This window comes from Corynebacterium sp. MSK195 (genome assembly GCF_030228885.1).
GTDB lineage: Bacteria > Actinomycetota > Actinomycetes > Mycobacteriales > Mycobacteriaceae > Corynebacterium.
The window spans coordinates 1-23,909 of record NZ_JASPGT010000006.1 but is presented as its reverse complement, the minus strand read 5'-3'; the positions used below and the strand labels follow the sequence as shown (position 1 = coordinate 23,909).

The 23,909-nt window shown below is 58.4% G+C and carries 22 protein-coding genes, 1 tRNA gene and 1 other RNA gene; 20 read left to right on the top strand and 4 right to left on the bottom strand.

The window, feature by feature from the left end; genetic code table 11:
* Nucleotides 1-48: 48 nt before the first annotated feature.
* From QP909_RS07205 to QP909_RS07175, 7 genes are all read left to right on the top strand, one after another.
* Nucleotides 49-3,006, top strand: coding sequence for a UPF0182 family protein (locus tag QP909_RS07205; RefSeq protein ID WP_284766810.1), 2,958 nt, complete (start codon nucleotides 49-51; stop codon nucleotides 3,004-3,006).
* A gap of 151 nt (nucleotides 3,007-3,157) precedes the next feature.
* Nucleotides 3,158-3,234: transfer RNA gene (locus tag QP909_RS07200), tRNA-Met, on the top strand.
* A gap of 151 nt (nucleotides 3,235-3,385) precedes the next feature.
* Nucleotides 3,386-4,261 (top strand): ABC transporter substrate-binding protein, encoded by an 876-nt coding sequence (locus QP909_RS07195; RefSeq protein ID WP_284766716.1) that lies wholly within the window; start codon nucleotides 3,386-3,388, stop codon nucleotides 4,259-4,261.
* A gap of 29 nt (nucleotides 4,262-4,290) precedes the next feature.
* Complete coding sequence (locus QP909_RS07190) at nucleotides 4,291-5,223, top strand: FecCD family ABC transporter permease (RefSeq protein WP_502868628.1); 933 nt, start codon at nucleotides 4,291-4,293, stop codon at nucleotides 5,221-5,223.
* Entirely contained in the window at nucleotides 5,213-6,196 is a 984-nt protein-coding gene (locus tag QP909_RS07185; protein ID WP_284766714.1) for a FecCD family ABC transporter permease, read from the top strand. Before QP909_RS07190 ends, QP909_RS07185 begins: the two co-directional genes overlap by 11 nt.
* A gap of 2 nt (nucleotides 6,197-6,198) precedes the next feature.
* On the top strand, nucleotides 6,199-7,011 hold the full coding sequence (locus tag QP909_RS07180; protein ID WP_284766713.1) for an ABC transporter ATP-binding protein: 813 nt from the start codon (nucleotides 6,199-6,201) through the stop codon (nucleotides 7,009-7,011).
* Nucleotides 7,012-7,035: 24 nt separating this feature from the next.
* On the top strand, nucleotides 7,036-7,773 hold the full coding sequence (locus QP909_RS07175) for a kinesin (RefSeq protein WP_284766712.1): 738 nt from the start codon (nucleotides 7,036-7,038) through the stop codon (nucleotides 7,771-7,773).
* Nucleotides 7,774-7,839: 66 nt separating this feature from the next.
* Here QP909_RS07175 and QP909_RS07170 read toward each other — a convergent pair whose 3' ends face one another.
* On the bottom strand, nucleotides 7,840-8,283 hold the full coding sequence (locus QP909_RS07170) for a DUF1990 family protein (RefSeq protein ID WP_284766711.1): 444 nt from the start codon (nucleotides 8,281-8,283) through the stop codon (nucleotides 7,840-7,842).
* 149 nt (nucleotides 8,284-8,432) lie between these two features.
* On the opposite strand from QP909_RS07170, the gene QP909_RS07165 reads away from it, so the two are divergent.
* The 3 genes from QP909_RS07165 (at nucleotide 8,433) to feoB (ending at nucleotide 11,951) form a co-directional block, all read left to right on the top strand.
* Nucleotides 8,433-9,521 (top strand): S1 family peptidase, encoded by a 1,089-nt coding sequence (locus tag QP909_RS07165; RefSeq protein WP_284766710.1) that lies wholly within the window; start codon nucleotides 8,433-8,435, stop codon nucleotides 9,519-9,521.
* 262 nt (nucleotides 9,522-9,783) lie between these two features.
* Nucleotides 9,784-10,029 (top strand): FeoA domain-containing protein, encoded by a 246-nt coding sequence (locus QP909_RS07160; protein ID WP_225745784.1) that lies wholly within the window; start codon nucleotides 9,784-9,786, stop codon nucleotides 10,027-10,029.
* Nucleotides 10,029-11,951 carry a ferrous iron transport protein B gene (feoB, locus tag QP909_RS07155; protein ID WP_284766709.1) on the top strand — a complete coding sequence of 641 codons (1,923 nt, stop codon included), beginning with the start codon at nucleotides 10,029-10,031 and terminating at the stop codon, nucleotides 11,949-11,951. The genes QP909_RS07160 and feoB overlap by 1 nt, the downstream gene beginning before the upstream one ends.
* Before the next feature lie 253 nt (nucleotides 11,952-12,204).
* On the opposite strand, the gene hisN is transcribed toward feoB, so the two are convergent.
* Both hisN and QP909_RS07145 read right to left on the bottom strand, forming a co-directional pair.
* Nucleotides 12,205-12,987, bottom strand: a complete 783-nt coding sequence (gene hisN / locus QP909_RS07150) for a histidinol-phosphatase (protein WP_284766708.1) — start codon at nucleotides 12,985-12,987, stop codon at nucleotides 12,205-12,207.
* Nucleotides 12,980-13,816, bottom strand: coding sequence for an inositol monophosphatase family protein (locus QP909_RS07145; protein ID WP_284766707.1), 837 nt, complete (start codon nucleotides 13,814-13,816; stop codon nucleotides 12,980-12,982). The genes hisN and QP909_RS07145 overlap by 8 nt, the downstream gene beginning before the upstream one ends.
* A 60-nt stretch (nucleotides 13,817-13,876) precedes the next feature.
* On the opposite strand from QP909_RS07145, the gene prfB reads away from it, so the two are divergent.
* Nucleotides 13,877-14,980, top strand: coding sequence for a peptide chain release factor 2 (prfB, locus tag QP909_RS07140; protein WP_284766706.1), 1,104 nt, complete (start codon nucleotides 13,877-13,879; stop codon nucleotides 14,978-14,980).
* 83 nt (nucleotides 14,981-15,063) lie between these two features.
* On the opposite strand, the gene QP909_RS07135 is transcribed toward prfB, so the two are convergent.
* The gene (locus QP909_RS07135) at nucleotides 15,064-16,683 is read right to left on the bottom strand and encodes an AbgT family transporter (RefSeq protein WP_284766705.1); all 1,620 of its coding nucleotides are present in this window, start codon (nucleotides 16,681-16,683) and stop codon (nucleotides 15,064-15,066) included.
* 109 nt (nucleotides 16,684-16,792) lie between these two features.
* Between QP909_RS07135 and ftsE the strand changes: the two genes are divergently transcribed.
* The 9 genes from ftsE (at nucleotide 16,793) to QP909_RS07090 (ending at nucleotide 23,631) form a co-directional block, all read left to right on the top strand.
* Entirely contained in the window at nucleotides 16,793-17,482 is a 690-nt protein-coding gene (gene ftsE / locus QP909_RS07130; RefSeq protein WP_284766704.1) for a cell division ATP-binding protein FtsE, read from the top strand.
* Nucleotides 17,479-18,381 carry a permease-like cell division protein FtsX gene (gene ftsX, locus QP909_RS07125; protein WP_284766703.1) on the top strand — a complete coding sequence of 301 codons (903 nt, stop codon included), beginning with the start codon at nucleotides 17,479-17,481 and terminating at the stop codon, nucleotides 18,379-18,381. The genes ftsE and ftsX overlap by 4 nt, the downstream gene beginning before the upstream one ends.
* Before the next feature lie 44 nt (nucleotides 18,382-18,425).
* A complete protein-coding gene (gene smpB, locus QP909_RS07120) occupies nucleotides 18,426-18,929 on the top strand; it encodes an SsrA-binding protein SmpB (RefSeq protein ID WP_239282793.1) in 504 nt (167 codons plus the stop codon).
* Entirely contained in the window at nucleotides 18,922-19,278 is a 357-nt protein-coding gene (locus QP909_RS07115; protein ID WP_284766702.1) for a DUF488 domain-containing protein, read from the top strand. The genes smpB and QP909_RS07115 overlap by 8 nt, the downstream gene beginning before the upstream one ends.
* A gap of 62 nt (nucleotides 19,279-19,340) precedes the next feature.
* Nucleotides 19,341-19,721, top strand: a transfer-messenger RNA (tmRNA) gene (ssrA, locus tag QP909_RS07110).
* Nucleotides 19,722-19,881: 160 nt separating this feature from the next.
* On the top strand, nucleotides 19,882-20,877 hold the full coding sequence (locus QP909_RS07105) for a siderophore ABC transporter substrate-binding protein (protein ID WP_284766809.1): 996 nt from the start codon (nucleotides 19,882-19,884) through the stop codon (nucleotides 20,875-20,877).
* Nucleotides 20,878-20,940: 63 nt separating this feature from the next.
* Nucleotides 20,941-21,906, top strand: coding sequence for an ABC transporter permease (locus tag QP909_RS07100; RefSeq protein ID WP_284766701.1), 966 nt, complete (start codon nucleotides 20,941-20,943; stop codon nucleotides 21,904-21,906).
* Complete coding sequence (locus tag QP909_RS07095) at nucleotides 21,896-22,879, top strand: iron chelate uptake ABC transporter family permease subunit (RefSeq protein WP_284766700.1); 984 nt, start codon at nucleotides 21,896-21,898, stop codon at nucleotides 22,877-22,879. The genes QP909_RS07100 and QP909_RS07095 overlap by 11 nt, the downstream gene beginning before the upstream one ends.
* Entirely contained in the window at nucleotides 22,876-23,631 is a 756-nt protein-coding gene (locus tag QP909_RS07090) for an iron ABC transporter ATP-binding protein (RefSeq protein WP_284766699.1), read from the top strand. The genes QP909_RS07095 and QP909_RS07090 overlap by 4 nt, the downstream gene beginning before the upstream one ends.
* Nucleotides 23,632-23,909 lie beyond the last annotated feature (278 nt).

The following is a 23,909-nucleotide window of genomic DNA, read 5'->3' as shown; positions in this document are numbered from 1 at the left end:
TGATTGGAGCTGGCGTTGTCCTTTGGGTCATCCACACCAGCCGCCCCGTTGAAGCGGCCCCCGCGGGTCGCGACAATCATTGCGGCCATCATTGCCGTCCTCTTGTTCTTCGGCCCCATGCTCGTGGGCATGTACACGGATTGGAGGTGGTTTGGTGCGATTGAATACCGGAACGTCTTCACCACCGCGATTATTGCGCGGATAGTCCTCTTTATCATCTTTGGCCTTGTCGCAGCTGCAGTGGTGTGGGCCGCCGGCTACTTTGCCTGGCGCGGGCGCCCGGATTCGCTCGACTTGGGAGACCTGAACTCGCCGGTGTATCAGTACCGCAAGTCCATTGAGAAGTCCATGGGCGTCTTCTTCAAGGTCATCCCCGCCGTCGTGGGCGTCATCGCCGGTTTCATCGGCCAGTCCAATTGGCGCACGGTACTGCTCTTCCTCAACGGCCAGGAATTCGGCGAACAAGACGCCCAGTTCCACCACGACCTAGGTTTTTATGCCTTCACGTTGCCAGTTCTAAAGATGGTGGTTAGCACCCTGTCCATCTTGTTGATCCTGGCCTTCCTCATCGCGCTTTTTGGCCACTACGTGCTGGGCGGCATCCGCATTGGCAATAAGGCCGCCGGTGTGCGCGGCTCCATCTCCCACCCCGCTCGTCTGCAGCTGGCTATTACCGCCGGCCTGTGGATGGTAGTCCAAGTCATCGGCTACTGGCTGGAGCGCTATGAGCTGCTTAATACCCAGCACGACCTCTTTACCGGTGGTTCCTATACCGATATTCACGCCTACCTGCCGGCGAAGATCATCTTGATGATCATTGGCGTCTTTGTGGCCGTGGCCCTGTTTATGGCCGTTGTCATCAAGGACCTGCGCATCCCCGGACTGGCCGTGGTGCTGATGCTGCTGTCCTCGCTAGTCATTGGACAGGCATGGCCGCTGCTGATGGAACGCTTTTCCGTCCAGCCCAACCGCCAGGCTAAGGAAGAAGAATCCATTGCCCGCAATATCGAGGCCACCCGCTATGCCTATGGGCTCACGGATGACCACGTCACCTATGAAGACAACTGGGGCGGGGATGATGTCTCCGATGACAAGGTGGCCTCTGATAACGCCACCATCAATAACCTCCGCCTGCTGGATCCGGAGATCCTTTCTCCTACCTTCACTCAGATGCAGCAGCTGAAGAACTTCTACGGCTTCCCAGAGACGTTGTCGATGGACCGCTACGAGATCGACGGCAAGAAGCGTGACTTCGTCGTCGCCGCCCGAGAGCTGGATCCGAACGAGCTGCGAGAGAATCAGTCGGACTGGATTAACCGCCACACCGTTTACACTCACGGCAACGGTTTTGTGGCAGCCCAGGCCAACAAGGTCGACGAGGTAGCTCGCGATGCAGGGTCTGCCCGCGGTGGCTTCCCCATCTTTACCGTGTCTGACCTACAGACTCAGGCCGGTGAGTCCGAGGGCGAAGGCGAGACCCAGGACGCAGAGAAGTCCCTTGGCATTAAGGTAGACCAGCCGCGCATCTACTATGGCCCGGTCATTGCCGGTGCGGCCGACGGCATGGATTATGCGATTACCGGCCAGACCGGCGATAACCCGGTCGAGTACGACACCGATAGCTCCACCTACACCTATGACGGCAAGGGTGGCGTTGGTATCGGCAATATCTTTGACCGCACCATGTACGCCGCCAAGTACCGCGAGCTGAACTTCCTGCTTTCGGATCGCGTCGGCAGCGAGTCCAAGCTGCTATATGACCGCGACCCGCGCGAACGCGTGGAAAAGGTTGCTCCGTGGCTGACCACCGATTCCGCTACCTACCCGGCCGTGGTCGATGGTCGCCTGAAGTGGATTGTGGATGGCTATACCACCTTGGAGTCCCTGCCTTACTCCCAGCGTGCCTCGCTTTCCGACGCCACCCAGGACACCCTCAACCCTGATGGCACCACCCAGCGCTTGGTCAATGACAAGGTCGGCTATATCCGCAACTCGGTCAAGGCCACCGTCGATGCCTATGACGGCACTGTGGACCTGTACGAGTTCGACAAGAATGACCCGGTGCTCAAGGCTTGGGAGGGAGTCTTCCCGGACGTCGTCAAGCCTGAGGCGGAGATCTCTGATGAGCTGCGCGAGCACTTCCGCTATCCGGAGGATATGTTCAAGGTGCAGCGTGACCTGTTGGCCCGCTACCACGTGGATGACCCGAATGTCTTCTTCAATAATGATGCCTTCTGGTCTGTGCCGAATGACCCCACCGCGGAGGAATCCCGCCAGCTCAATCAGCCGCCGTACTATGTAATGGCCGCAGATCCGAAGACCGGCAAGCCGACCTTCCAGCTGACCACGTCTTACCGTGGCCTCAACCGCGAGTTCTTATCTGCACACATGGCCGTATCCTCCGATCCGGAAAATTACGGCGATATCACCGTGCGAGTGCTGCCCACCAATACGCAGACCCAGGGTCCGAAGCAGGCCCAGGATGCGATGATGTCCTCCGACCAGGTCGCCCGCGACCGTACCCTGTGGGAGGGCACTAACGACCTGCACAATGGCAACCTGCTAGCCCTGCCAGTAGGTGGCGGCGAAATCCTGTACCTCGAGCCGATCTACTCGCAGCGCAAGGACCAGGCCTCTGCCTTCCCGAAGCTGTTGCGCGTGCTCGTGTCCTATAAGGGCCGCGTAGGCTACGCTCCGACTATTGGTGATGCGCTTGAACAAGTTGGAATCGATGCCAAGGCTGCCCAAAACATTGAGGAAGTCGAGGGCGATTCCGAGGACAAGGACGGTGCCAAGGACGACAAGAATAAGAAGGATGCCAAGGAGGACAAGCCTTCGGCCCCGGCCTCTGCGCCTTCCTCTTCCGACCAGGCCGGCGCCATCGATGACATCAACAAGGCTTTGAAGGGCCTTGAGGATGCACGCGATGGTTCCTTCGAGGAATACGGACGCGCCTTGGATGAGCTCGACAAAGCAGTCGAGTCCTACCAGTCGACGGAGAAGTAGTTCCGGCTTATAATCGCGATGGATTAGGCACCTGCCCAGCGGATTTGGGTAGGTGCCTTTCCCTATGTATAGTTACATGAGTCGCCGGGACAGAGCGAATACATTTTGTGTTAACGCACTGTTCAAGCGCAGATGATGGAAGTCATCTCGACGCGGGGTGGAGCAGCTCGGTAGCTCGCTGGGCTCATAACCCAGAGGTCGTAGGTTCGAATCCTGCCCCCGCTACCAACTTCCAGGCCCTCATCGGTTCGCCGGTGAGGGCCATTTTTTATTTTTGCTTACTGGGTGGAATCTAGTGAACGTGCGGCGACATGGTCTGTAGCGGGAAAGTAGCAATCAGGCTCTAGACAGCAAACCCTTACCTAGGTAAGGTAAGCCTATGCAAAAGAAAGACTTCATGAATGTGCGTGCAGTTATCGCACTCGTAGCCACCTTAGCTCTAGGCGCTGGCCTTGTTGCGTGTTCTTCTGATTCTTCTTCCAAGGAAGGAAACGGAGAAAAGAAAATCGAGCGAGTTGTGGCGCTCGATTGGCGCTATGAGGAAATTCTCAAGGCCCTCGATGTGGACCCAGTGGGAATCGTGGAAATCGGTAAGTCGGAGGCACCGACCACTTTGAAAGGGCAGCTGGGTCAGGCGACCTCTGTGGGCCAGGCCAAGCAGCCGAATCTAGAGGTTATCCAGTCCTTGGAGCCGGATCTGATCCTGGCTAGCCCTACCCGTCAAGCCGATATCATGCCGCAGTTGGAAGAGATTGGGCAGACCGAATCCTACCCAGATGAGACTTACTTGGACGTGCTGGACTCGATGGATGAGATCGCGGCCAAGCTAGGTAAAGAGGAAAAGGCCAAAGAAGTCCGTCAGCGCATCGAGGACAAGATTGCTCATACCAAGGATGCGGTAAAGCCGGGGAGCCGTGCGGTCGTGGCTGGCTGGTCCAGTGAGATGCTCTATACCTGGGTCAACCCTTCCTTCCCCCAGTCGCTACTGAGTAAAGTGGGCTATGACTACGCCTTCGAAGGTGAGAAGTCTTCCATCGAATCTAAGACTGATGTAGCGGAACTGACCGGCGATAAGCTCCCTGGAATGAAGGCTGACCGAGTCTTTATGTACAAGGACGTCGAAGCGTTTAAAAAGACGCCCTATGCCAAGGGCAGCGGTGACATCGTAGAGGTAGACCAAGATATCTGGTCGCGCGCTCGCGGGCCACTTTCCGCCGAGCATATGCTCGATGACATTATCGCCGCTGAAAAGTAGTGGCACCTCGAACTAAAGCCAGCGCCTGCTTGGTCCTTGCAACCGCTGCCGCTGCCTTTGTGTGGTGGTGGCGGCTCCGCCATGTTCAGGTGCCAGTTGATACCCCGTGGTTAGAAGAAGAGCTGCATAGCGTGGCTTTTGACCGTCTCCTTGCTACCACGGTGGTCGGTATTGCACTAGGTGTAGGTGGGTTATTGCTGCGCACGGCAACTGCGAATCCGCTAGCCGATCCGTCCATCACTGGTGTGAACTCCGGTGCGGCACTCGGCGCAGTCGCAACAGCAATGTTTATAGGAAGCGAAACCTCGAGGGTTGACCAGTTGCCCGGTGCGCTGTTGGGTGCGGGGATTGCTGTGGGGGTGACGGTGGGCGTCGGTAAGAGCGGTGCGATCCAGCGCATGGTACTCGTTGGCGTTGCTGTTTCCGCGCTGTGTAGCGCATTGACCTCCATTTTCTTGGTAGTAGATGAAGCTCAACTGGCTACGGTGATGTCATGGCTTTCTGGTCGGCTTGCCGGTGTGCGCCTAAGCGGTATCATGCCGGCGCTGATTGCCGTGCTGGTCGTGGTTCCCTTGACCTTAGTCGGTGCAAAAACGCTGGACTTGCTCGTAGCAGGCGATGCCGTGGCTGGTGCTGTCGGCGCGAAGCCGGAGCGCATTCGGTTGGCAGCCATTGTGGCGGCGGTAGTGCTTATTGCTCCGGCCGTAGCTGCAACTGGGCCGATTGGCTTCTTGGGGTTGATGGCCGCGGCCGTAGCGTGGCGGGTGTGCGGCCCGCACCACCGCATGGGGCTGTGCGTGGCTGGAATTGTTGGAGCAGCGGTGCTTCTGGTGGCCGATTCGGTTGGCCAGGGAATCTGGGCACCGGCCGAGACCCCAGTGGGCATCGTGACTTCTTTGGCTGGCATGCCATTAGTGTTGTGGTCCGTCCATGCGCTGGGGAGGAGGAAGCATGCGGCATAAGAGATTTGTTGGGGTGCTAGTAGGTCTCATCCTGGCGTTGGCGTTGAGCGCAATCATCGGCATGGGCGTCGGTGCGGTGATGAAACCGCCGGGCGAGGTGATCACCGCCTTCGTTACCGGAGAGCCGCTCATCTGGAAGTACCGCGCGCCGCGGATCTTGGTGGGAATCTGCGCCGGTATTGCCATGGCCGTTTCTGGCTGTCTATTGCAGTCCGCGCTACGCAATCCTTTGGCCGCACCAGATACGGTGGGTATTACCTCCGGCGGCGGACTCGCGGCCGTTGCGGTACTCATGGGATCAGGCGCCCTGCCGGCCCACCTGCTGACTTTCATAGCCTTTATTGGAGCGTTGGCTGGAACTGGGCTGGTTCTTCTCCTCGCCGGGCGCGGGGCAAGCGATCCGGTGCGCCTGCCCCTTACCGGGGTGGCGGTATCTTTTGGGCTGGGCGCCATCACCGAATTGCTCCTGGTGCGGTCTGCCCCAGAGGCAGGAGCGGCCATGACATGGTTGAAAGGTTCGCTTTACGCCCGCTCGCTTGGCGATGCCACCATTGTCGCCCCCTTTATCCTTCTCGCCCTAACCGCCGCGATGGTGGTGGCAAAACACCTGGATATGCTCGCGCTGGATGATTCCACCATGGCCGGCATCGGCGTGAGCACCAAGATATGGCGCCTAATAGCAGTAGTCTTAGCCGTCATCCTCGGTGCCGCGGGAGTCGCCGCGGCCGGGGTCTTGGGCTTCGCCGGACTCATCGTCCCCCATGCTGCTCGCTTGGTTGTTGGCGCGAACCTGCGCTGGCAAATGCCCGTGGCGGCCCTAGGCGGCGCGGTCCTTGTGACCGCATGCGATACGCTCGGTCGCTGGGCCTTCGCACCCACGGAAATCCCCGTTGGCGCGCTCATCGCGCTGATCGGTGCACCGTATTTCATTTTCCTATTGACTCGGCTGACCCGAGTGCGAAACGGAGGCTAGACATGACACTGACGTGCAGCGGATTAACCGTGGGCTACGGTGGACCCGATGTGGTCAAGGATGTAAATCTTCACTTATCCAGCGGTCAAGTAACCGCTCTGATCGGGCCGAATGGCTGCGGCAAGTCGACGCTTCTCAAGACATTGGGCCGCCAACTTACGCCCAGCGCAGGTGCGGCGTACCTCTCGGACCAAAATATCAGCACGTATTCCTCGCGTGCCTTTGCCCGTGAAGTTTCTTTTCTGCCACAACATCCCGTGGCTCCGGAAGGGGTATTAGTGCGCGACGTCATCGGTTACGGCCGCTATCCCTATACAGGGGCGCTAGCGACGATGCGGGCCGGAGATCATGCAGCGGTTGAGCATGCTGCCTCGCGTGCTGGGGTGAGCGAGCTTCTCGACGCCCCCGCGGCAGACCTTTCCGGCGGTCAGCGCCAGCGCGTCTTCCTCGCCATGACCTTGGCCCAAGAAACACCAATTACCTTGCTTGATGAGCCAACTACTTACCTCGACCCCGCGCACCAATTGTCCATTTTGGATCTGATTCGAGACCTCAATGGCGCTGGGACCACAGTGGTCATGGTGGTCCACGATATGGTCCATGCCGCGCGTTATGCCGATCGAATCGTAGCCATGCGTGAGGGACGCATTGTGGCCGAAGGGCCTACCGAGGAGGTAATGACCGCTGAACTCGTACGCGAAACCTTCTATGTTGAGTGTTTAGAGATGACTGATCCATCCACCGGTCGACGCTTTCCCATACCCATTTCCGTGCACGCTCCTGAACTTTCTGGAACCCTAGAAGGGAGAAGATAAATCTATTTAAAGGAGTACGTAGCAATGGCGAATAACCTAGGCCACGAAGTCGACTTGGACCGCAACGAATACAAGTACCTGGCGTCTGAAGACACCGTATCTTCGGCAGCTAAGTCTGGCGCCTCCGCTCAGTCCGGCGCGGCTGCAGCGGCTGCAGCGGGTGCAGGGGCTGCAGCGGCAGGCGCCGCGGGCGCTGCCGGCCTATCCACGCCGGTAGGCAAGCAGGCTGCGGATAATGCAGAATCCACCGCCAGCAAGTATGAGCCGCAAAACCACGTAGTCGCTGGTGCCGACGAAGAGCATGTAGGCTCCGCTCCGCAGCAGCCAGATCTGCAGGAGAAGCTGGACGAGGATAACTCTGACTACGCCCCGAGCCAGCACATCGTAGGCGGGGCACAAGAAGAGCACATCGGCTCCGCCCCGCAGCAGCCGGACCTGCAGGAGAAGCTGGACGAGGATAACTCGGACTACGCGCCAAGCCGGCACATCGTAGGCGAAGCAAACGAAGAGCATGTTGCTACTGCGCCGAACCAGGACAACGTCAACGGTCAGCAGTCCTCTGAGCGCCTGGATCAGCTAAAGGGCAAGGCATCCGAGGCCGGTAGCGCCGTCGGCGATGCTTTCCAGCGCGCTAAGGGCTTCGTGGAGGACAAGGCACACGAGTACCAAGAGGAGTCCACGAAGAAGGGCGGCTTCTTTGACCGCGTCAAGGGCGCTGTCCGCGATGCTCGCGAGTCTATTGAGGACAAGCGCAAGAACTAACCAGCGCTGAGATTGAGCCGCTTTCCCGGGTTCGGGGAGGCGGCTTTTGTCGTGTATGCAATCCTGCTAATCGTCCAAGGCGCGAAGATAGAGTCGGCTAATCAGCAGGCGCCTTGGCACGTCCACAAGTGGGCGCAGGAAGGGGAGGAAGGGCTCGGAGGCGGCGTCGATAAGCAGCAGCGTGCGACCATCGCGCAGGCGCTCAAGGGTGAAGGTTTCCTCGCCGCGCTCGAGGTGTCCGGGGAGGGTGCCGTAGGTGAACCCGCAGCGGCCGTCTTCGTGGAAGACATCGACCACGCGACAGCAAAAATCCCATGGGCCGAGGCCCATGGTGACCTCCGCGCCGAGCTCCACAACGTCATGGGTGGGGCGCACGCGGAAAAGGCCGCTGCGTTGGATTGACCAGCGGAAAAGCCGGTGTGCGGCGGTATCAAAATCAGCGTCGATGACTCGTGACATGTGCAGCTGCGGGAAGCCAGAGGTATCGGAATAAGACAGCGGTGTGACCATGCGCCCAATGATAGGGGAGGGGTGATTACCCCCGAATTCTGGAAGAAATATAACGGCTTGGACACAGTCACAGGAGTTTGCTGATTCCACAATTTTTTCGTGCCAGTATCGAGCTTGCACGATGTTGACAACTGAAAGTAGGTACCTTGATGCTTCGCATTCCGCACCTTAAGAAAGTCCTGGTGGGCTCGGCTTTCGCTGGTGCGTTTTTCCTGGGATCCCCGGCCGCAGGCGCCCAGGAATTGCCCCAACCGGATTTCGACTCCGCAGGGATTATTAACCAGGTCCGAGATGGCCTGGCGGGGGTTGGTATCCAAACCCCGCAGGTGGATAAGAACGTCACCGACGCCGTAGATTCCTCTGTGCGCAACGCGCAGCAAGCCGTGCAGCACACGGCGCAGCAGGCACAGTACGCGGAGCCGATGACCAACCCGAATCCCATCGGCCTAGCGGAGCAGGCCACCCAGCCGGAATTTAAACCTAAGGGCACCAATCCGAATTACAAGTGGAAAAATGATGGATTTTCCAAGGTAGCTGCGGGCAAGCCACAGGCTGACTACGTGCTGCACCGCGTGCCGGGCTCCTTCTTTGATGCCCCACGCATTCCAGAAGAATCTGTTGCAGCCATGAATGAGGGGGAGTCCCTCTATGGCCCAGGCACTCCGGTTTATGTCAATGAACAGATGATGTGCACGCTGACCGTGGCGGGCAACGATAATGCTGGCCGCAAGGTTGGGCTCACCGCCGCGCACTGCGGCAATGTGGGAGACCCTGTTACCTCCGCTGATTCTGAGCAAATCGGCCCTACCGGCACCGTAGTGTCTAAGAACGAGGACTTGGACTACGCCGTTATCGAGTTCGGCTCTAAGGCCAAGGTGTCCCGCTCCTACAATGGTGTGACCGTCAACGAGTTGGGCGGTGGCGTTAAGCCGGGGCAGCAGGTGTGCAAGCAGGGCGTTGCCACCGGAAAGACCTGCGGTGTGACCTATCAGCAGGCAAAGAAGATTCAGGTTAACCAAGTATGTGCCATGATGGGCGATTCCGGCGCTCCATTGTTGGTCAATGGCCGCCTAGTTGGCTCGATTACCGGTGGTTTCCTGCCGGTGAATTTCCCGTGCCGTACCCCATTGCAGGGGCCGGTCCATAACCCAACCGCCGCAACCACCATGGATGCAGTCCTGGCGGATATGAATCGCCGTGGCGGCGTGGGCGCTGGTTTCGCGCTACCGCAGGACTAACCTCGTCCCTGCTCTTTGCCCGCTCCCGATGTACTGGGAGCGGGCACTTTTATGTCTCTGTTTATTGCTGATAATCACAACTAATCGGCGCTTGTGTGAAACCCTTTTGCGGACTAAGGTTAGCCTTATCTAGAAGCTACTTAGGTGTGGCTAACAACACCGGCAGTAGCCGGTCAGAGAGAACCGAGGTAACCGCGCGATGTTTCAGCTGTCCTTGTCGTCCCGCACCCGTACCCACCAGACCTGCGAAAGGTCCGAATGTATGCGTGCCGATCAAGCCCCAGTGGACGCATTGGTAGAACTACCTGAATGCTGCCTGCGGCATGCGATTGAGTCGCAGCCGGCGTTGGCGCTGCGTATGCGTGAGCTGGGCTTCCGTCCAGGGGTGCGCGTGCAGATCGGACGCAAGGTGGCCGGCGGGGCGCGCCTGGTCACCGTGGGTACCGCCCGGTACGCGGTGGATGCAGCTACGCTCGGCCAGCTGGAAGTCATCCCGGTGGCGGCATAATGGCACGCAAAACCGCAGCGCCAAGCTGTCACTCCGCATCCTCCATGCGTATCGCCGCGGAGGGAACGCCTGTCCTCGCCTTGGTCGGGACTCCAAATTCCGGCAAATCTACCTTGTTCAACGCGTTGACCGGAGCGAAGGTCCAGACCGGCAACTGGCCGGGTACCTCCGTAGAAGTCAGCCGTGGTTTGTGGAATGCGCAGCCAGAGGCCTTCGACATCATCGATCTGCCCGGTGCTTATTCCTTGGATCCAATGAGTCCGGACGAGGAATTCACCCGAGATATGCTCGTTGAGTGCCCGCCGTGTGAGCGCCCAGATGTGGTTGTGGTGTTGGTGGATGCCACTGCGCCGGCGCGAGGGCTTAACCTCGCATTCCAAATTGCGGAATACCCGTATCGAGTGGTGGTGGGGGTGACCAAAGAGGACGTCGCCAAGCAGCAGGGCATTAGCATCGATACCTCCGCGCTATCGCGCGCCGTGGGCATGCCGGTGGTCAGCGTCAATGGTCGCCGCCGAGAAAACCTCGATGCGCTGGAGGGTGCCGTTGCAAAAGCAATGCAGACGGAGCCACAGACTATCCGGCCCAACGCCGATGTGGACCAACGCTTTGCGGATTTGGATGCGGCCGAGAAAGTTGCAGTCAGCCATGAAAATGTGGGGGAGCCACTTAGCCAGCGCGTGGACCGCGTGGTGCTGCACCCAGTGCTCGGCCCGATTCTATTTCTGGCGGTGATGTGGGCGGTCTTCTTTATCACCACTACGGTTGCGGGGCCGCTGCAGGACGGATTGGAGGCGTTCATTACCGGCCCTGTATCCGATGCAGCGCGCAGCATCCTCCCAGACCATTGGCTGGTAACGGGCCTGCTGGTAGATGGGCTCATCGGTGGTGTGGGCATGGTGCTGACCTTCGCGCCGCTGTTGGCCCTGATGTTCCTGTGTCTAGCCGTGCTGGAGGATTCCGGTTATATGGCGCGCGCGGCGGTGGTCACTGACCGCGTTATGCGCGCCATTGGCCTGCCGGGCAAGGCCTTTATCCCCATCGTGGTGGGCTATGGCTGCAATGTGCCGGCGATCTCGGCAACGCGCGTGCTTGGCGACGTCCGCCATCGCATCCTCACCTGCCTGCTTATCCCCTTCACCTCCTGTTCGGCGCGACTCATCGTGTTCATGATGCTGGCGCAGGTGTTTTTCCCCGGTCATGCTGGTTCTGCGGTATTCGCGATGTACCTGCTGTCTATCGCCCTCGTGGTGTTGGTAGGCCTCGCCTTGCGCCGCACGGTATGGCGGGCCATGCCGTCCGAAGCCCTCGTTATCGACCTTCCGGCTTATCAGTTGCCTACGTTGAAACTCACCGTGTCGGTCATGTGGGTAAGACTCAAAGGATTTTTGCACACCGCCGGAGGCATCATTGTGGCTACGGTCGTGGTCATCTGGTTGTTGATGTCTATTCCGGTCACTGGTGGGCACTCCTTCAACGAAGAGGCGGTACCGCCGCAAGATTCCGCCTACGGTGCGGTGTCTAAAGCGATGTCCCCGGTCTTTGCACCTGCTGGGTTTGATTCTTGGTCCCTCACCGGGCCGCTTGTCACCGGGTTCGTGGCGAAGGAGACGCTCATTTCCACTTGGGCTCAGACGTATGCGGTAGAAGACGTCACCGATGATGCCCCTGAAGCGCAGGCCGAATCCCCGTTGGCTAGCCATATTCGCGCCGACTTCGATGCGGCCTCAGGTGGGCACGGGCTGGCTGCGGTGTGGGCGTATATGGTCTTCCTTCTGGCCTATACCCCGTGCGTGGCCACGGTGGCCGCACAGCGGCGAGAAATAGGTTGGAAGTGGACGCTTATCGGTTTTGCCCTCCAGCTCGCCACCGCCTGGATCCTCGCGGTGGGTGTATTCCAAGTTCTCAAGGTTTTCCTATGAGCCCGACGGAGAAGGTGAAGGAGGCGATTAGGCGGGGAAATACCAATCCTGCCGAGATCGCGAAAACTACCGGACTGGGGCAGGGGACCGTTGCAGTGATCCTTGCCCATCTCGAGCGCAGTAAGGAGCTAGTGTGCGAATCGCTCACCGCGTGCCCTAGCGGTGGCTGCGGGAGTTGCGCGCAGGCGGGTGGGTGTTCCGGAGCGGCGGCGAAGCACCGCGGTCCAGTCCTGCTCCAGCTGCAGAGAAATCCCTAGCGTTGCAGTGCCGCTAGGGCGTGCTTGTGGAGCAGGCCGTTGGAAGCGACGCCGGATCCGCCGTGGGGGCCGGGGTTTCCGTCCAGATCCGTGAACGTGCCGCCGGCCTCGGTCACGATGAGGGAGGGCGCAGCGAGGTCCCACAAGGACACCTCGGGTTCGGCGGCGATGTCTACCGCGCCTTCGGCCACGAGGCAATAGGACCAGAAATCACCATAGCCGCGCAGGCGCCAGGTCTTGTCCGTGAGCGCGAGGAACTGATCGCGCAGGCCGCGTTCGGCCCAACCGGTCAGCGAGCTCATGGCCAGCGAAGAATCGGCAAGCTTTTCCACGTGGGATACGCTCAAGCGCTTCGGCTCGCCGCCGAAAACGCGGAAGGCACCAGCGCCCTTGGCTGCGTACCAACGGCGGCGCAGGGCGGGTGCGGAAACTACCGAGACTACCGGTTCGCCATCTTCCAAAAGGGAGATGAGCGTGGCCCATACGGGGACGCCACGCACGAAGTTCTTGGTGCCGTCGATGGGATCGATGACCCACTGGCGGCCCTTATAGCAGGCCTCGCCGCCATATTCCTCACCCAGCACTTCATCGCGCGGGCGGGAGCGCTTGAGGGATTCGCGGATATGCTTCTCACAGGTGAGATCCGCATCCGATACGGGAGACATATCTGGCTTTTCCTTGACGGAAAGGTCCGAGGCCTCGAAACGATGCATGGTCACTACATCGGCATGGCCCGCCAGCTCGAGCGCGAGGCCCAAGTCTTCTTTGAACTTACCCACGGAGCCAATCCTCCATCTGATCCACTACCTGTTTATTTCCAGCGAGGCACCATTCGACGCCGCCGGCTTCTACCTTGCGGGCAGCACCGCCGGCCGCCTCCACGAGGGCTTTGCCGGGGAACCAATCCCAATCCGCCACCGAATGCTGCATCCATGCGCCCCATGTGCCATCGGCCACGGAGGACAGATCGACAGAACCGGCACCGAGCATACGGACTGTAGCAAAGTTTTCCGCCACGCGCTGCCATGTCCCGCGGATATCCGCATCCACCAGCGAGGTTGGGTGCAGATACGTGGATAGCGAAATCTGCTCGGCCGGCTTTTCCTCCAGACGTGCCACTTCTTTCCCGTCGAGGGAAGTGGGGTAGTCCCGGCCGCCGAACCAGGTATAGCCCATGGCGGGGCGGTGGACGGCGCCGAGGATGATCCCCGTGGCGTCGGTAAGCGCGAGGGCAGAGCACCAATAATCGGAGCCGGAAGAGAAGTTGTAGGTGCCATCGACCGGGTCAATGACCCAGGTGCGGCCGGACTGGGACTCGCGGGCCGCACCCTCTTCGCCGAGGATGCCGTCTTCTGGGCGTACGGCCTCGAGCACGCCCGCAACGAAGCGCTCGGCCGCCCTGTCCGCATCCGTAACAACATCCGAGATAGAAGTCTTGTGCTCTACGTCGACGCCCATCTCGCGCAAGCGCCAGGCCAGGCGGCCGGCGTTATAGACAAGGGCCTGCGCTAGGTGCGCATCCCCGTCATCCGCGTGCGCGACAATGAAGGTCTTGATGACCGCGTCGATCATCTCCTGCAAGCTCGGCTTTTGATCCATGCCCACCATTGTCACCCTAAACGCGGCCGATGGCTAATTATGCAGTCCGGGTGGGTAGGATAGGGGCCTATGCGTCCCGAAGTAACAGCACGGCTCAAGCAATTGGAAACCACCCTGACCACCATTGAGAAGGTTATGGACCCGGAGGCTTTGGCTGCCCGCACTCGGGAACTAGAGGCCCAGGCCGGAGACCCGTCCTTGTGGGACGACCCCGCCCACGCGCAACAAGTCACCTCCGAGCTTTCCGCAGCGCAGGCTAAGGTCCGCAAGCTGGAATCGCTGCGCGGGCGCTTAGAGGATATGCCCGTGATGTACGAACTCGCGGAAGAAGAGGGCGATACCTCCTTGGCGGATGATGAGCTTGGTTCCCTGGAGTCGGCCATCGAAGCGCTGGAGGTCACCACCATGCTTTCTGGTGAATATGACCCGCGTGAGGCGGTTATCAATATCCGCTCCGGCGCCGGCGGTGTGGACGCGGCCGACTGGGCTGAGATGCTCATGCGCATGTACACGCGCTGGGCAGAAAAGCACGGCCACAAGGTTGACGTCTATGACATTTCCTATGCAGAGGAGGCCGGCATCAAGTCCGCGACCTTTGTCGTCCACGGTGAATACATGTACGGCCAGCTTTCCGTGGAGCAGGGAGCGCACCGCCTGGTGCGCATCTCGCCCTTTGATAATCAAGGGCGGCGCCAGACCTCCTTCGCCGAGGTAGAGGTGCTTCCGGTGGTGGAGCAGACTGACTCGATTGAGGTGCCGGATTCAGAGGTGCGCGTCGATGTCTATCGTTCTTCTGGTCCGGGCGGCCAGTCCGTCAATACCACCGACTCGGCGGTGCGCCTGACTCACATTCCCACCGGCATTGTGGTGACCTGCCAGAACGAAAAGTCGCAGATTCAAAATAAAGCTTCGGCCATGCGCGTGCTGCAGGCAAAGCTACTGGAGCGCAAGCGTCAGGAGGAACAAGCTGAGCTCGATGCTTTGGGTGCCGGAGGTAACGCCTCCTGGGGCAACCAGATGCGCTCCTACGTGCTGCACCCGTATCAGATGGTTAAAGACCTGCGCACCAATTTTGAGGTGGGCGATCCCTCCAAGGTGCTCGATGGCGATATCGATGGCTTTCTTGAATCCGGTATCCGCTGGCGCATGCAGCAACAAGAAGTCCAAGATTAGGTCCAGACTGATCGGGCTGAATTGAACGCGAAAAGGCCGAACTGAGGGGAGAAATTCCTCAGTTCGGCCTGATCTATATGGACCTAACCCGCGTAGTCCATCGGCGCGCCCGGTCCCAGCGGGATGCCGATGAGATACCAGATGACGAAGAAGATGAACCAACCCACGAGCATGCAGAGGGAATAGGGCAGCGCCAGTGACATCAAAGTACCCACGCCTGCTGGCTTGTAATAGCGCTGCAGGAAGGTCAACGCCAAGGCGAAATAGGGCGACATTGGGGTGATGATATTCGTCGGAGAGTCACCGATACGGAAGAGCATCTGGGAGACCTCCGGTGAGACGCCCACATACATCATCATCGGCACGATGACCGGGGCCATCAGGGCCCACTGGGCGGAACCGGAGGTGATGAAGAGGTTGAGCAGTGCAACCATGGCCACCAATGCCGCAAACATGACTAGCGGCGGCAGGGACCAGTGCTGGAGCAGCTCGGAGCCCTTGATGGCGGTCCATACGCCGAGGTTGGACCACTCGAACCAGGCGAGGAACTGGGCGACGGCGAAGAAGAGGACCAGCATGGGAACGAGGGTCTCGATGCCCTTGGCCATAAACTCCGGCACATCAGCAGCTGACTTCACGGTGCCAGCTGCCAAGCCGTAGACAATGCCGCATACCAAGAAAGCCAGGGCAATCGGCACCGCGATGGCGCTAATCAGAGGCGATTCCATGAAGCTATCCCCTTGGCTCGCCAGCGGGGAGCCGGGAATAAATAGCAAGGCAAAGAAGGCGGCAAGGAAGAGCACGAGCGCGATGCCGGAAGCGATCAGGCCACGCTGCTCGTTGGGCTTGATGCGCATTGCCTCTTCATCATCGGTGAAGTCGTACTCCTCATCCTCTTCTGTGTCCGCGGTGGCACCACCGGCGGCCTTGGAGAAAGATACCTCTTCATAATTAATGTGGTCGTGGTCCACGAGCTCGCGGGCCTTTTTGACCATGAGGAATTCCGTGACCGCGGTAATGATGAGCGAGAGCACCACGGCGGAAGGGATGACAAAGAAGATATTGGCCAGCGGGCTGACCTCATATTCTGGGTCCACAAACTGTGCGGCCGGGGTAGAAATTCCCGCCAGCAGGAGGTCGGTGATATTGAGAATCAGCGAGGCATTGAAGCCGGCAGACGATGCTGCGAAGGCCACCATCGCGCCCACGATGGGGGAGCGGCCCACGGCGTGGAAGGCCATTGCGCCCAGCGGGATCAGGATGACGTAGATGGCATCAGAGGCCACAGAGCCGGTCACACCGGCCAGCGCCACCACGAAGGTCAGCATCTTGGCGCTGACCTTGGTCACCATCGCGCGCACCAACGCGGAAAGCAGTCCAGACTGCTCCGCCACGGCCACGCCGAGCATCACGGCAAGGATGACGCCGAGCGGTGGGAAGCTGGTGAAGTTCTCCACTGCATCAGTAACCATGCGCGAGATATTCTCGGTGGTCAGCAGGGATTCCACTTCGATGGTTTCGCCGGTTTTGGGATCCTCTGCGGTCATGCCGATGAGGTGTCCTAGCCAAGAGGTCACAGCGACGATGGCTGCGAGGATGACGAAGAGCCAGAATGGATCCGGTAGCTTATTGCCAATCTTTTCTACAGTGCCCAGGAAGCCGCTTGCAGAACGTGGTTTTTCTTTAGTTTCGGTTTCGGCCATTGTATCGGCACTTTCTGTCGATTGGGTCGGAACAAATTAGTGTCTTAGACCACATTACTTAAATACAGTTCACAGCGTGGTGTCAACTTTAGTTGCTACAGTGATTCGCGTGATTAGATTCGACAACGTGACTAAGGCTTACTCCGCCGAGTCTCGCCCAGCGCTCGACGGGGTGTCCTTCGAGATTGCGGATGGCGAATTCGCCTTCCTTATTGGTCCGTCCGGCTCCGGTAAGTCCACCTTCCTGGAGCTTATGGTGCGCTATAGCAACGTGACCAAGGGCGATATTTATTTCGATGATTTCCACGTCAATGAGCTTTCAGGCAAGCAGATCAACGCGCTGCGCCAGTCCATTGGCTATGTATTCCAGGACTTCCGCCTGCTTCCCAAGCTGACGGTATATCAAAACGTGGCCTTTGCGCTCGAGGTTATTGGCAAGAGTAAGTACCGCATCTCCACCTCGGTCCCGCAGGTCTTGGACCTGGTGGGCCTAGAGGATCGCCGCGATGCTTATCCGCATGAGCTCTCCGGTGGCGAGCAGCAGCGCGTGGCCATTGCCCGCGCGGTGGTCAATCGGCCGAAGCTGCTGCTTGCCGACGAACCCACGGGCAACCTCGATCCTTCCACCGCCGACGAGATCATGGACTTGCTGCTGGGCATCAACCGCCGTGGCACCACCGTGGTCATGTCCACCCACAACGCTCGCGCCGTCAATAGGGCACGCAGGCGTGTGCTGGAGCTGCGCAATGGAGTCCTCGTGCGCGATGAGCACGAGGCGATGTACGAGGGGGAAGCATGAAGCTAGGTTTTATTTTCCGCGAGGCCACCAAGGGTCTTGGCCGCAACCTGACCATGACCATCGCCATGATCATCACCACCGCTATTGCCGTAGGCCTCGTTGTCGCCGGCATCATGGTGACCAACCTGACCAAGGACACGAAGGAGATCTATCTCGACCGCGTTGAGGTCATGGTCCAGCTCAACGAGGACATTTCCGCCGGCGACCCGGATTGCGCAGCTCCTGCCTGCGCGGATCTCAAGAAGCAGCTCGACGCGGATGATTCCGTCGAGTCCGTGGAGTACCGCAACCGCGCGGAATCCTATGAGCGGTTCAAGGAGCTTTTCCAAGACACCGATCCCATCATGGTGGAACAAACCTCGCCCGACGCACTGCCGGCAGCGTTCCACGTGCGCCTGAAGGATCCAGAAGACGCTTCTGCGATCGATGCGATTAGGGATAATCCGGCGGTAGAGGATGTCGTCGACCAGCAGCAAGAGGTGCGCAATGCCGCTAGCAACCTCGACTCCATTCGCAATGCCACCTTCATCCTGGCCATCGTGATGTCTGTGGCGGCCATCTTCTTGGTGGCTAATATGGTGCAAATTGCCGCATTCCACCGCACTCGCGAAACGGAGATCATGCGCATGGTGGGCGCGAGCCGGTGGATGACGCAGGCGCCGTTCGTGGTGGAAGCCGTGCTGGCCTCGCTCATCGGCGTGGTCTTGGGTGGTGCCGGAATCTTCCTGGGCAAATCCCAAGTGGTGGACCCATCCCTGCAAGGCCTGTATGAATCCCAGCTGCTTGCCCCCATGAAATCCGGCGACCTCTGGATTGCCCTGCCTCTCGTGGGCTTGCTGGCGTTGGTGGTCACCGCCGTCACGGCACATATCACCCTGCGGTCCTATGTGCGCAAATAGCCCGTTTGCTGGGGCAGCCAAAAGGGCACTACACTGCCATAATTATGGCTAAGAAGGGCAAGAAGAATAAGAAGGCGGCGTCCGGCGAAGCAACGCTCGCTACCAACCGCCGGGCCCGGCATGATTACAAGATCCTCGAGGAAATCGAGTGTGGCATCGTCCTGCTCGGCACCGAGATCAAATCCCTGCGGGAGGGCAAAATCTCGCTCAATGATGCCTTCGCCACCATCGACGATGGCGAGGTGTACCTGCGTAACCTGCACATTCCGGAATACTCCATGGGCTCGTGGACGAATCACAGCCCGCGGCGCACCCGCAAGCTTTTGCTGCACCGCCGCGAAATCGACAAGCTCTACGGTCAGGTGCGCAACGGCAATAAGACCTTGGTCCCGCTCAAGGTCTACCTCAAGAATGGCTACGCCAAGCTTTCGCTCGCGCTGGCCCAAGGTAAGCAGGACTATGACAAGCGCGAGGATATTAAGCGTCGCGACCAAGACCGCGAAATTTCCCGCGAGCTCGGCCGCCGCGTGAAGGGAATCAATGTTTAAGACGGCAAAGGTTCATGACGTAGTCAAGGGCGAGGACACCGTCCATGGCACTGGGGTGCTGGTGGATCGGATGTGGCCCCGGGGTGTCGCCAAGAGTGACGTGGCCTACGACGAGTGGTTCAAGGACGTCACGCCGAGCCCCGAGCTGCGCAAGTGGTGGAACCACGACGAGGATAGCTTCGACGAGTTTGCCTGCCGCTACAAGGCTGAGCTCGATGACAACGATTCCGACGAGCTTGCCCAATTGCGTGCGCTTTCCGACGCCACCCTCCTCTTCGCCGCCGCCAACCGCACGGTCAACCATGCGGTCGTCCTCAAGGAGTGGTTAGAGGAGCACTTGAGGAAATAAAAGCGGGTGGGGTAGTGTTGAACGAACCGTAGGGAAGATGCACTATCCCGTCCCTACAGCATGGGGTTGATTTGGTTTCGACTTCGTGCACTGCGCCAGGGGAAGCGTGCCGGTGCAGGCTAACGACCACCGTATAAGCGTCGTAGCAACCAATAAACGCAGAGAAGAACTCTCAGCGTGACTACGCCCTCGCTGCCTAATTACAGCGACGCGTGTCTGTCAGCCTAGGTTTCGTTCCTGACCTAGAACCTGGCATCGACTAAGGAACTAGCCGGCTGGCCGGGTCATCAGGGCCAGTCGGGACTCTTACTGGTGACTGGGCCCATCATCCGGACGTGTTCGCCCGATCCGGAGGGCCGAGCAGAGATTCTGTGCGGACTGCGCACGGAGAAGCCCTGGCAAGGTGACGAAGGACCCGGGTTCAATTCCCGGCAGCTCCACCGATAGGCCCCCGAGAAATCGGGGGTCTTTTTCTCGTTTTAGCCTCGTCCGCATCAGCCTTTTTGCCGTTTTGTTGGGGGTAAGGTGAACCTAACCATTGATAATTAAGGGGAACCTAAGTTAAGTTAGGCGGGTATTTGTTTCTCCGTTCAAAAGGAATTCATCGTGAAGAATATTCAACGCTCCCTTGTTGCTGCGGTTATCGCCGCTTCTTTGGCAGTGACTGCCTGCAGTCCCGCAGAAGATGGAGCAGTGGAGGAGGAAAAGGGGGCGTCGGCAAGCGCGCTCACGTTGCAGGACAATAACGGGGAACAGGAACTTCATCCTCCGTATGAGCGCGTAGCTGTAACTGATAACCGTGCCTTCGAGATTCTGTCAGATTGGGGTGTCAATATCGTGGCTGCTCCTCTCGATTTGGTGCCGGATACCCTTTCCAAAGGCATCAATGAGGACAGCGTCGAGGCCAACCTAGGCTCCCACCGCGAACCAGACTTGGAAGCATTGGTGGCTGCAGAGCCAGATATTGTGGTTAACGGTCAGCGCTTCAGCCAGTATCAAGATGATCTGGAATCCCTCGTTGATGGAACCCCAGTGGTGGACTTCACCCCACGGGACGGCGAGGATATGGCGAAAGAGCTAATCCGCCAGACAGAGGCGATGGGCAAAGTTTTTGGACACGAGGAGGACGCCAAAGCCCTGGTCGATGACTTCAATGCTGCCTTGGAACGCGCCAAAAAGGCCTATGATCCGAACAAGAAGATCATGGCAGTAAATACCTCTGGCGGGGAGATTAACTACATTGCCCCAGGTAAGGGACGCTTCTATGGGCCACTCTTTGATCTAATCGGTATGACCCCAGCGCTCGAGGTAGACAATGCCAGCGATGACCACGAGGGTGACGATATTTCGGTGGAGGCGATCGCCAAATCCAACCCGGACTATATCCTCGTCATGGATCGCGATGGCGCCATAGCCAAGGATGAAGAAGGATATACCCTAGGTCAAAAGCTTGTAGAAGACTCCTCCGCGCTGAAGAACGTGACCGCGGTCAAAGAAGGCCACATCGTTACCGCTCCGCAGGACACCTACACCAACGAAAACATCATCACCTACACGGAAACGCTGAACGCGATGGCGGAGGCCTTCGAAAAGAATTAGCCAGCGCGCACGCCAAGGCCGGAGGGGAGGGGCCCTCCGGCCTTTGTCTGCTAGAGGAGAAAGATGGAAACTACCACGCGTCCTACGCTGTGGGATTGGAAGCTCGGCCTTGCAGTGCTGAGTGTTTGTGCCCTGCTCGCTGCCTCCTTGTTATTGGGGCAGTACGACGTCTTCGGCGCCGAGGACGGTGCAGCCATGTTCGGCATCACTCGGCTTCCGCGAACCATAGCGCTCGTTCTCGCTGGTGCCGCAATGGCCATGAGCGGGCTGGTCATGCAATTGTTGACCCAGAATCGCTTTGTAGAACCTTCTACCACGGGAACCACTGAGTGGGCGGGCCTTGGCCTGCTCTTCGTCTTGTGGATCGCTCCGACCGCGTCAATTCTGGTCAAGATGATGGGAGCCGTAGCCTTTTCTTTCATCGGCACCATTGTGTTCTTCCTCTTTCTGCGCCGCGTGACCTTGCGCTCCTCGCTCATCGTGCCCATCGTCGGCATCATGGTGGGAGCTGTGATTTCTGCAGTCTCCAGCTTCTTTGCCCTGCAGGCCGATATGCTGCAGCAGCTGGGAATTTGGTTTATGGGCTCTTTTACCTCTGTGTACAAGGGGCAATATGAAGTTCTCTGGCTGGTGTTAGTGGTCCTTGCCGCCGTATTTATTTATGCCGACCGGCTTACGGTTATTGGCTTGGGTGAAGATATCGCCACCAACATTGGGCTCAACTACAACCGCATGCTCTTGCTGGGCACGAGCTTGATTGCCGTGGCCACCGGTGTTGTCACTGTCGTCGTTGGCTCTTTGCCATTCTTGGGGCTCATCGTGCCTAATGCGGTGTCGATGGTGCGTGGGGATGACCTGCGCTCTAACCTGCCGTGGGTCTGCCTCTTGGGCATAGGCATCGTGACCGTGTGCGACTTAGTAGGCCGCATCATTATCGCACCGTTTGAGATGCCAGTTTCAGTGATTCTTGGGGTGCTGGGTGCAGCTGTTTTCATCGTGATGATCGTGAGGTCCACTCGTGCACGCTAAGCTTTCGCGGAAAAGGTATTGGCTCACTCTAGCCTGCGTATGGGCGCTGGCCTTGGCCTTTGCCTTCGCCTGGTTGGCATACGACAATCCGATGCAGTTCGGATCGCGCAAATTCTGGCTCATTGCGCAGCGCCGTGCGGACGCGCTCATCGCTATGGCAATTGTGGCGGTGTGCCAGGCGATGGCTACGGTGGCTTTTCACACTGTGACGAATAACCGGATTCTTACCCCATCCATCATGGGCTTTGAGTCATTGTATGTAGCGATCAATACTGCGACCATCTTCTTCCTTGGAGCAGCAGGGCTTAACGACGCCCGCACACTCCCCACATTCCTATTCCAAATGGCGCTCATGGTGGGGCTGTCCTTGGTGCTGTACTCGTGGCTACTGACCAATAACACGCACAATATGCACGCCATGCTGCTGGTCGGTGTGGTTATCGGTGGAGGCTTGGGCTCCCTATCTACGTTTATGCAGCGAATTCTTACGCCGAGCGAGTTTGACGTGCTCACCGCGCGCCTATTCGGCTCCATCAACAACGCGGAATCAGACTACTATCCCATCGTCATTCCCATCGTTGCGATCGTGGCAACGCTCTTGCTACTCAATGCGCGTACCTTGAACGCGATTTCCCTAGGCAACGATGTCAGTACGAATTTGGGAGTAAACCACAAAGGCCATGCAATCTATACCTTGATTTTGGTGTCCCTCTTGATGGCCACGACAACCGCCTTGGTAGGACCCATGACCTTCCTGGGATTTTTGGTTGCCACGTTGGCTTATCAGTTCACCGATACCTATGACCACCGTTTCATTTTCCCGATGGCCATTGGCCTGGCTTTCTTGCTGCTTACCGCCGCCTACTTCCTTATGCGGCACGTGTTCGACGCTCAAGGCGTGGTGTCCATCATCATTGAGCTCGTGGGCGGCTGTGCATTTCTCTTTATCATCTTGCGAAAGGGGCGACTGTGATCGAAGTAAAGAACGTATCCAAACGCTACTCTGGGGAAGTGGCTATTGGTCCGCTCAACCTGCGGATCCCGAAAGGCGGAATTACCGCCTTGATTGGCCCCAATGGAGCTGGCAAATCCACCATGCTCACCATGATTGGCCGTCTATTGGCCATGGACGAGGGCACGATCGAAGTCGCCGGACAGGACGTCCAATCCACGAAATCCGCGGAGTTAGCAAAAGTGGTGTCCATTCTGCGGCAAGAAAATCACTTCGTCACCAAGCTGACTGTGCGGCAATTGATTGGCTTTGGCCGCTTTCCCTACACCAAAGGTCGACTAACGCCGCATGACGAGGAAGTAATTTCCACATACATAGCTTTCTTCCACCTAGAAGAATTGCAGCACCGGTATCTTGATGAGCTTTCAGGAGGCCAACGTCAGCGTGCGTATGTAGCGATGGTCCTGTGCCAAGAGACGGAATACGTCCTATTAGACGAGCCGCTCAACAATCTGGATATTGCTCATTCTGTAGAGATGATGCGACATCTCAAAGACGCTGCGCAATCTCTTGGGCGGACCATTGTTGTGGTGCTGCATGACATAAACTTCGCAGCCCGGTATGCCGACTACATCTGTGCGTGCAAAGAAGGCCGCATCGTTGAATTTGGATCAGTGGATGACATCATTCGCGATGACATTTTGACGTCCATCTTCAACACCCCGGTCCGAGTCATCGATGGTCCAGACGGAAAGATTGCTTGCTATCACTAGAAGAACCTGGGTTGTCCTGCGGGTTTGTGTTGTGTGGTTGTGGTGGACTACATTAATCCGAGTCGCCGCGAGGTAGCCGGGAGGTTACTTCTTTGCGAATTTTGTACGGGCTTGGTACGATGATTTGACAGAGTTCAATGAGTTGAGTAAGTTTGTACGAGCCGCCAACGAGAGGTTAACGGAAAGTTAATTTTTTGTGGTGTGCGGATGATGTTTGAGAACTCAATAGTGTGCCAATGTACTTTTTATTTTTTGTGTGCATGGTTGTGTGTTGATTG

What these genes read in the sequence shown, in the direction of transcription:
- QP909_RS07195 (WP_284766716.1), top strand. Translation starts at nt 3,386, where the DNA reads ATGCAAAAGAAAGACTTCATGAATGTGCGTGCAGTTATCGCACTCGTA.
- QP909_RS07185 (WP_284766714.1), top strand. Translation starts at nt 5,213, where the DNA reads ATGCGGCATAAGAGATTTGTTGGGGTGCTAGTAGGTCTCATCCTGGCG.
- QP909_RS07180 (WP_284766713.1), top strand. Translation starts at nt 6,199, where the DNA reads ATGACACTGACGTGCAGCGGATTAACCGTGGGCTACGGTGGACCCGAT.
- QP909_RS07175 (WP_284766712.1), top strand. Translation starts at nt 7,036, where the DNA reads ATGGCGAATAACCTAGGCCACGAAGTCGACTTGGACCGCAACGAATAC.
- QP909_RS07170 (WP_284766711.1), bottom strand. Translation starts at nt 8,283, where the DNA reads ATGGTCACACCGCTGTCTTATTCCGATACCTCTGGCTTCCCGCAGCTG.
- QP909_RS07165 (WP_284766710.1), top strand. Translation starts at nt 8,433, where the DNA reads ATGCTTCGCATTCCGCACCTTAAGAAAGTCCTGGTGGGCTCGGCTTTC.
- QP909_RS07160 (WP_225745784.1), top strand. Translation starts at nt 9,784, where the DNA reads ATGCGTGCCGATCAAGCCCCAGTGGACGCATTGGTAGAACTACCTGAA.
- feoB (WP_284766709.1), top strand. Translation starts at nt 10,029, where the DNA reads ATGGCACGCAAAACCGCAGCGCCAAGCTGTCACTCCGCATCCTCCATG.
- QP909_RS07145 (WP_284766707.1), bottom strand. Translation starts at nt 13,816, where the DNA reads ATGGTGGGCATGGATCAAAAGCCGAGCTTGCAGGAGATGATCGACGCG.
- prfB (WP_284766706.1), top strand. Translation starts at nt 13,877, where the DNA reads ATGCGTCCCGAAGTAACAGCACGGCTCAAGCAATTGGAAACCACCCTG.
- QP909_RS07135 (WP_284766705.1), bottom strand. Translation starts at nt 16,683, where the DNA reads ATGGCCGAAACCGAAACTAAAGAAAAACCACGTTCTGCAAGCGGCTTC.
- ftsX (WP_284766703.1), top strand. Translation starts at nt 17,479, where the DNA reads ATGAAGCTAGGTTTTATTTTCCGCGAGGCCACCAAGGGTCTTGGCCGC.
- smpB (WP_239282793.1), top strand. Translation starts at nt 18,426, where the DNA reads ATGGCTAAGAAGGGCAAGAAGAATAAGAAGGCGGCGTCCGGCGAAGCA.
- QP909_RS07115 (WP_284766702.1), top strand. Translation starts at nt 18,922, where the DNA reads ATGTTTAAGACGGCAAAGGTTCATGACGTAGTCAAGGGCGAGGACACC.
- QP909_RS07100 (WP_284766701.1), top strand. Translation starts at nt 20,941, where the DNA reads ATGGAAACTACCACGCGTCCTACGCTGTGGGATTGGAAGCTCGGCCTT.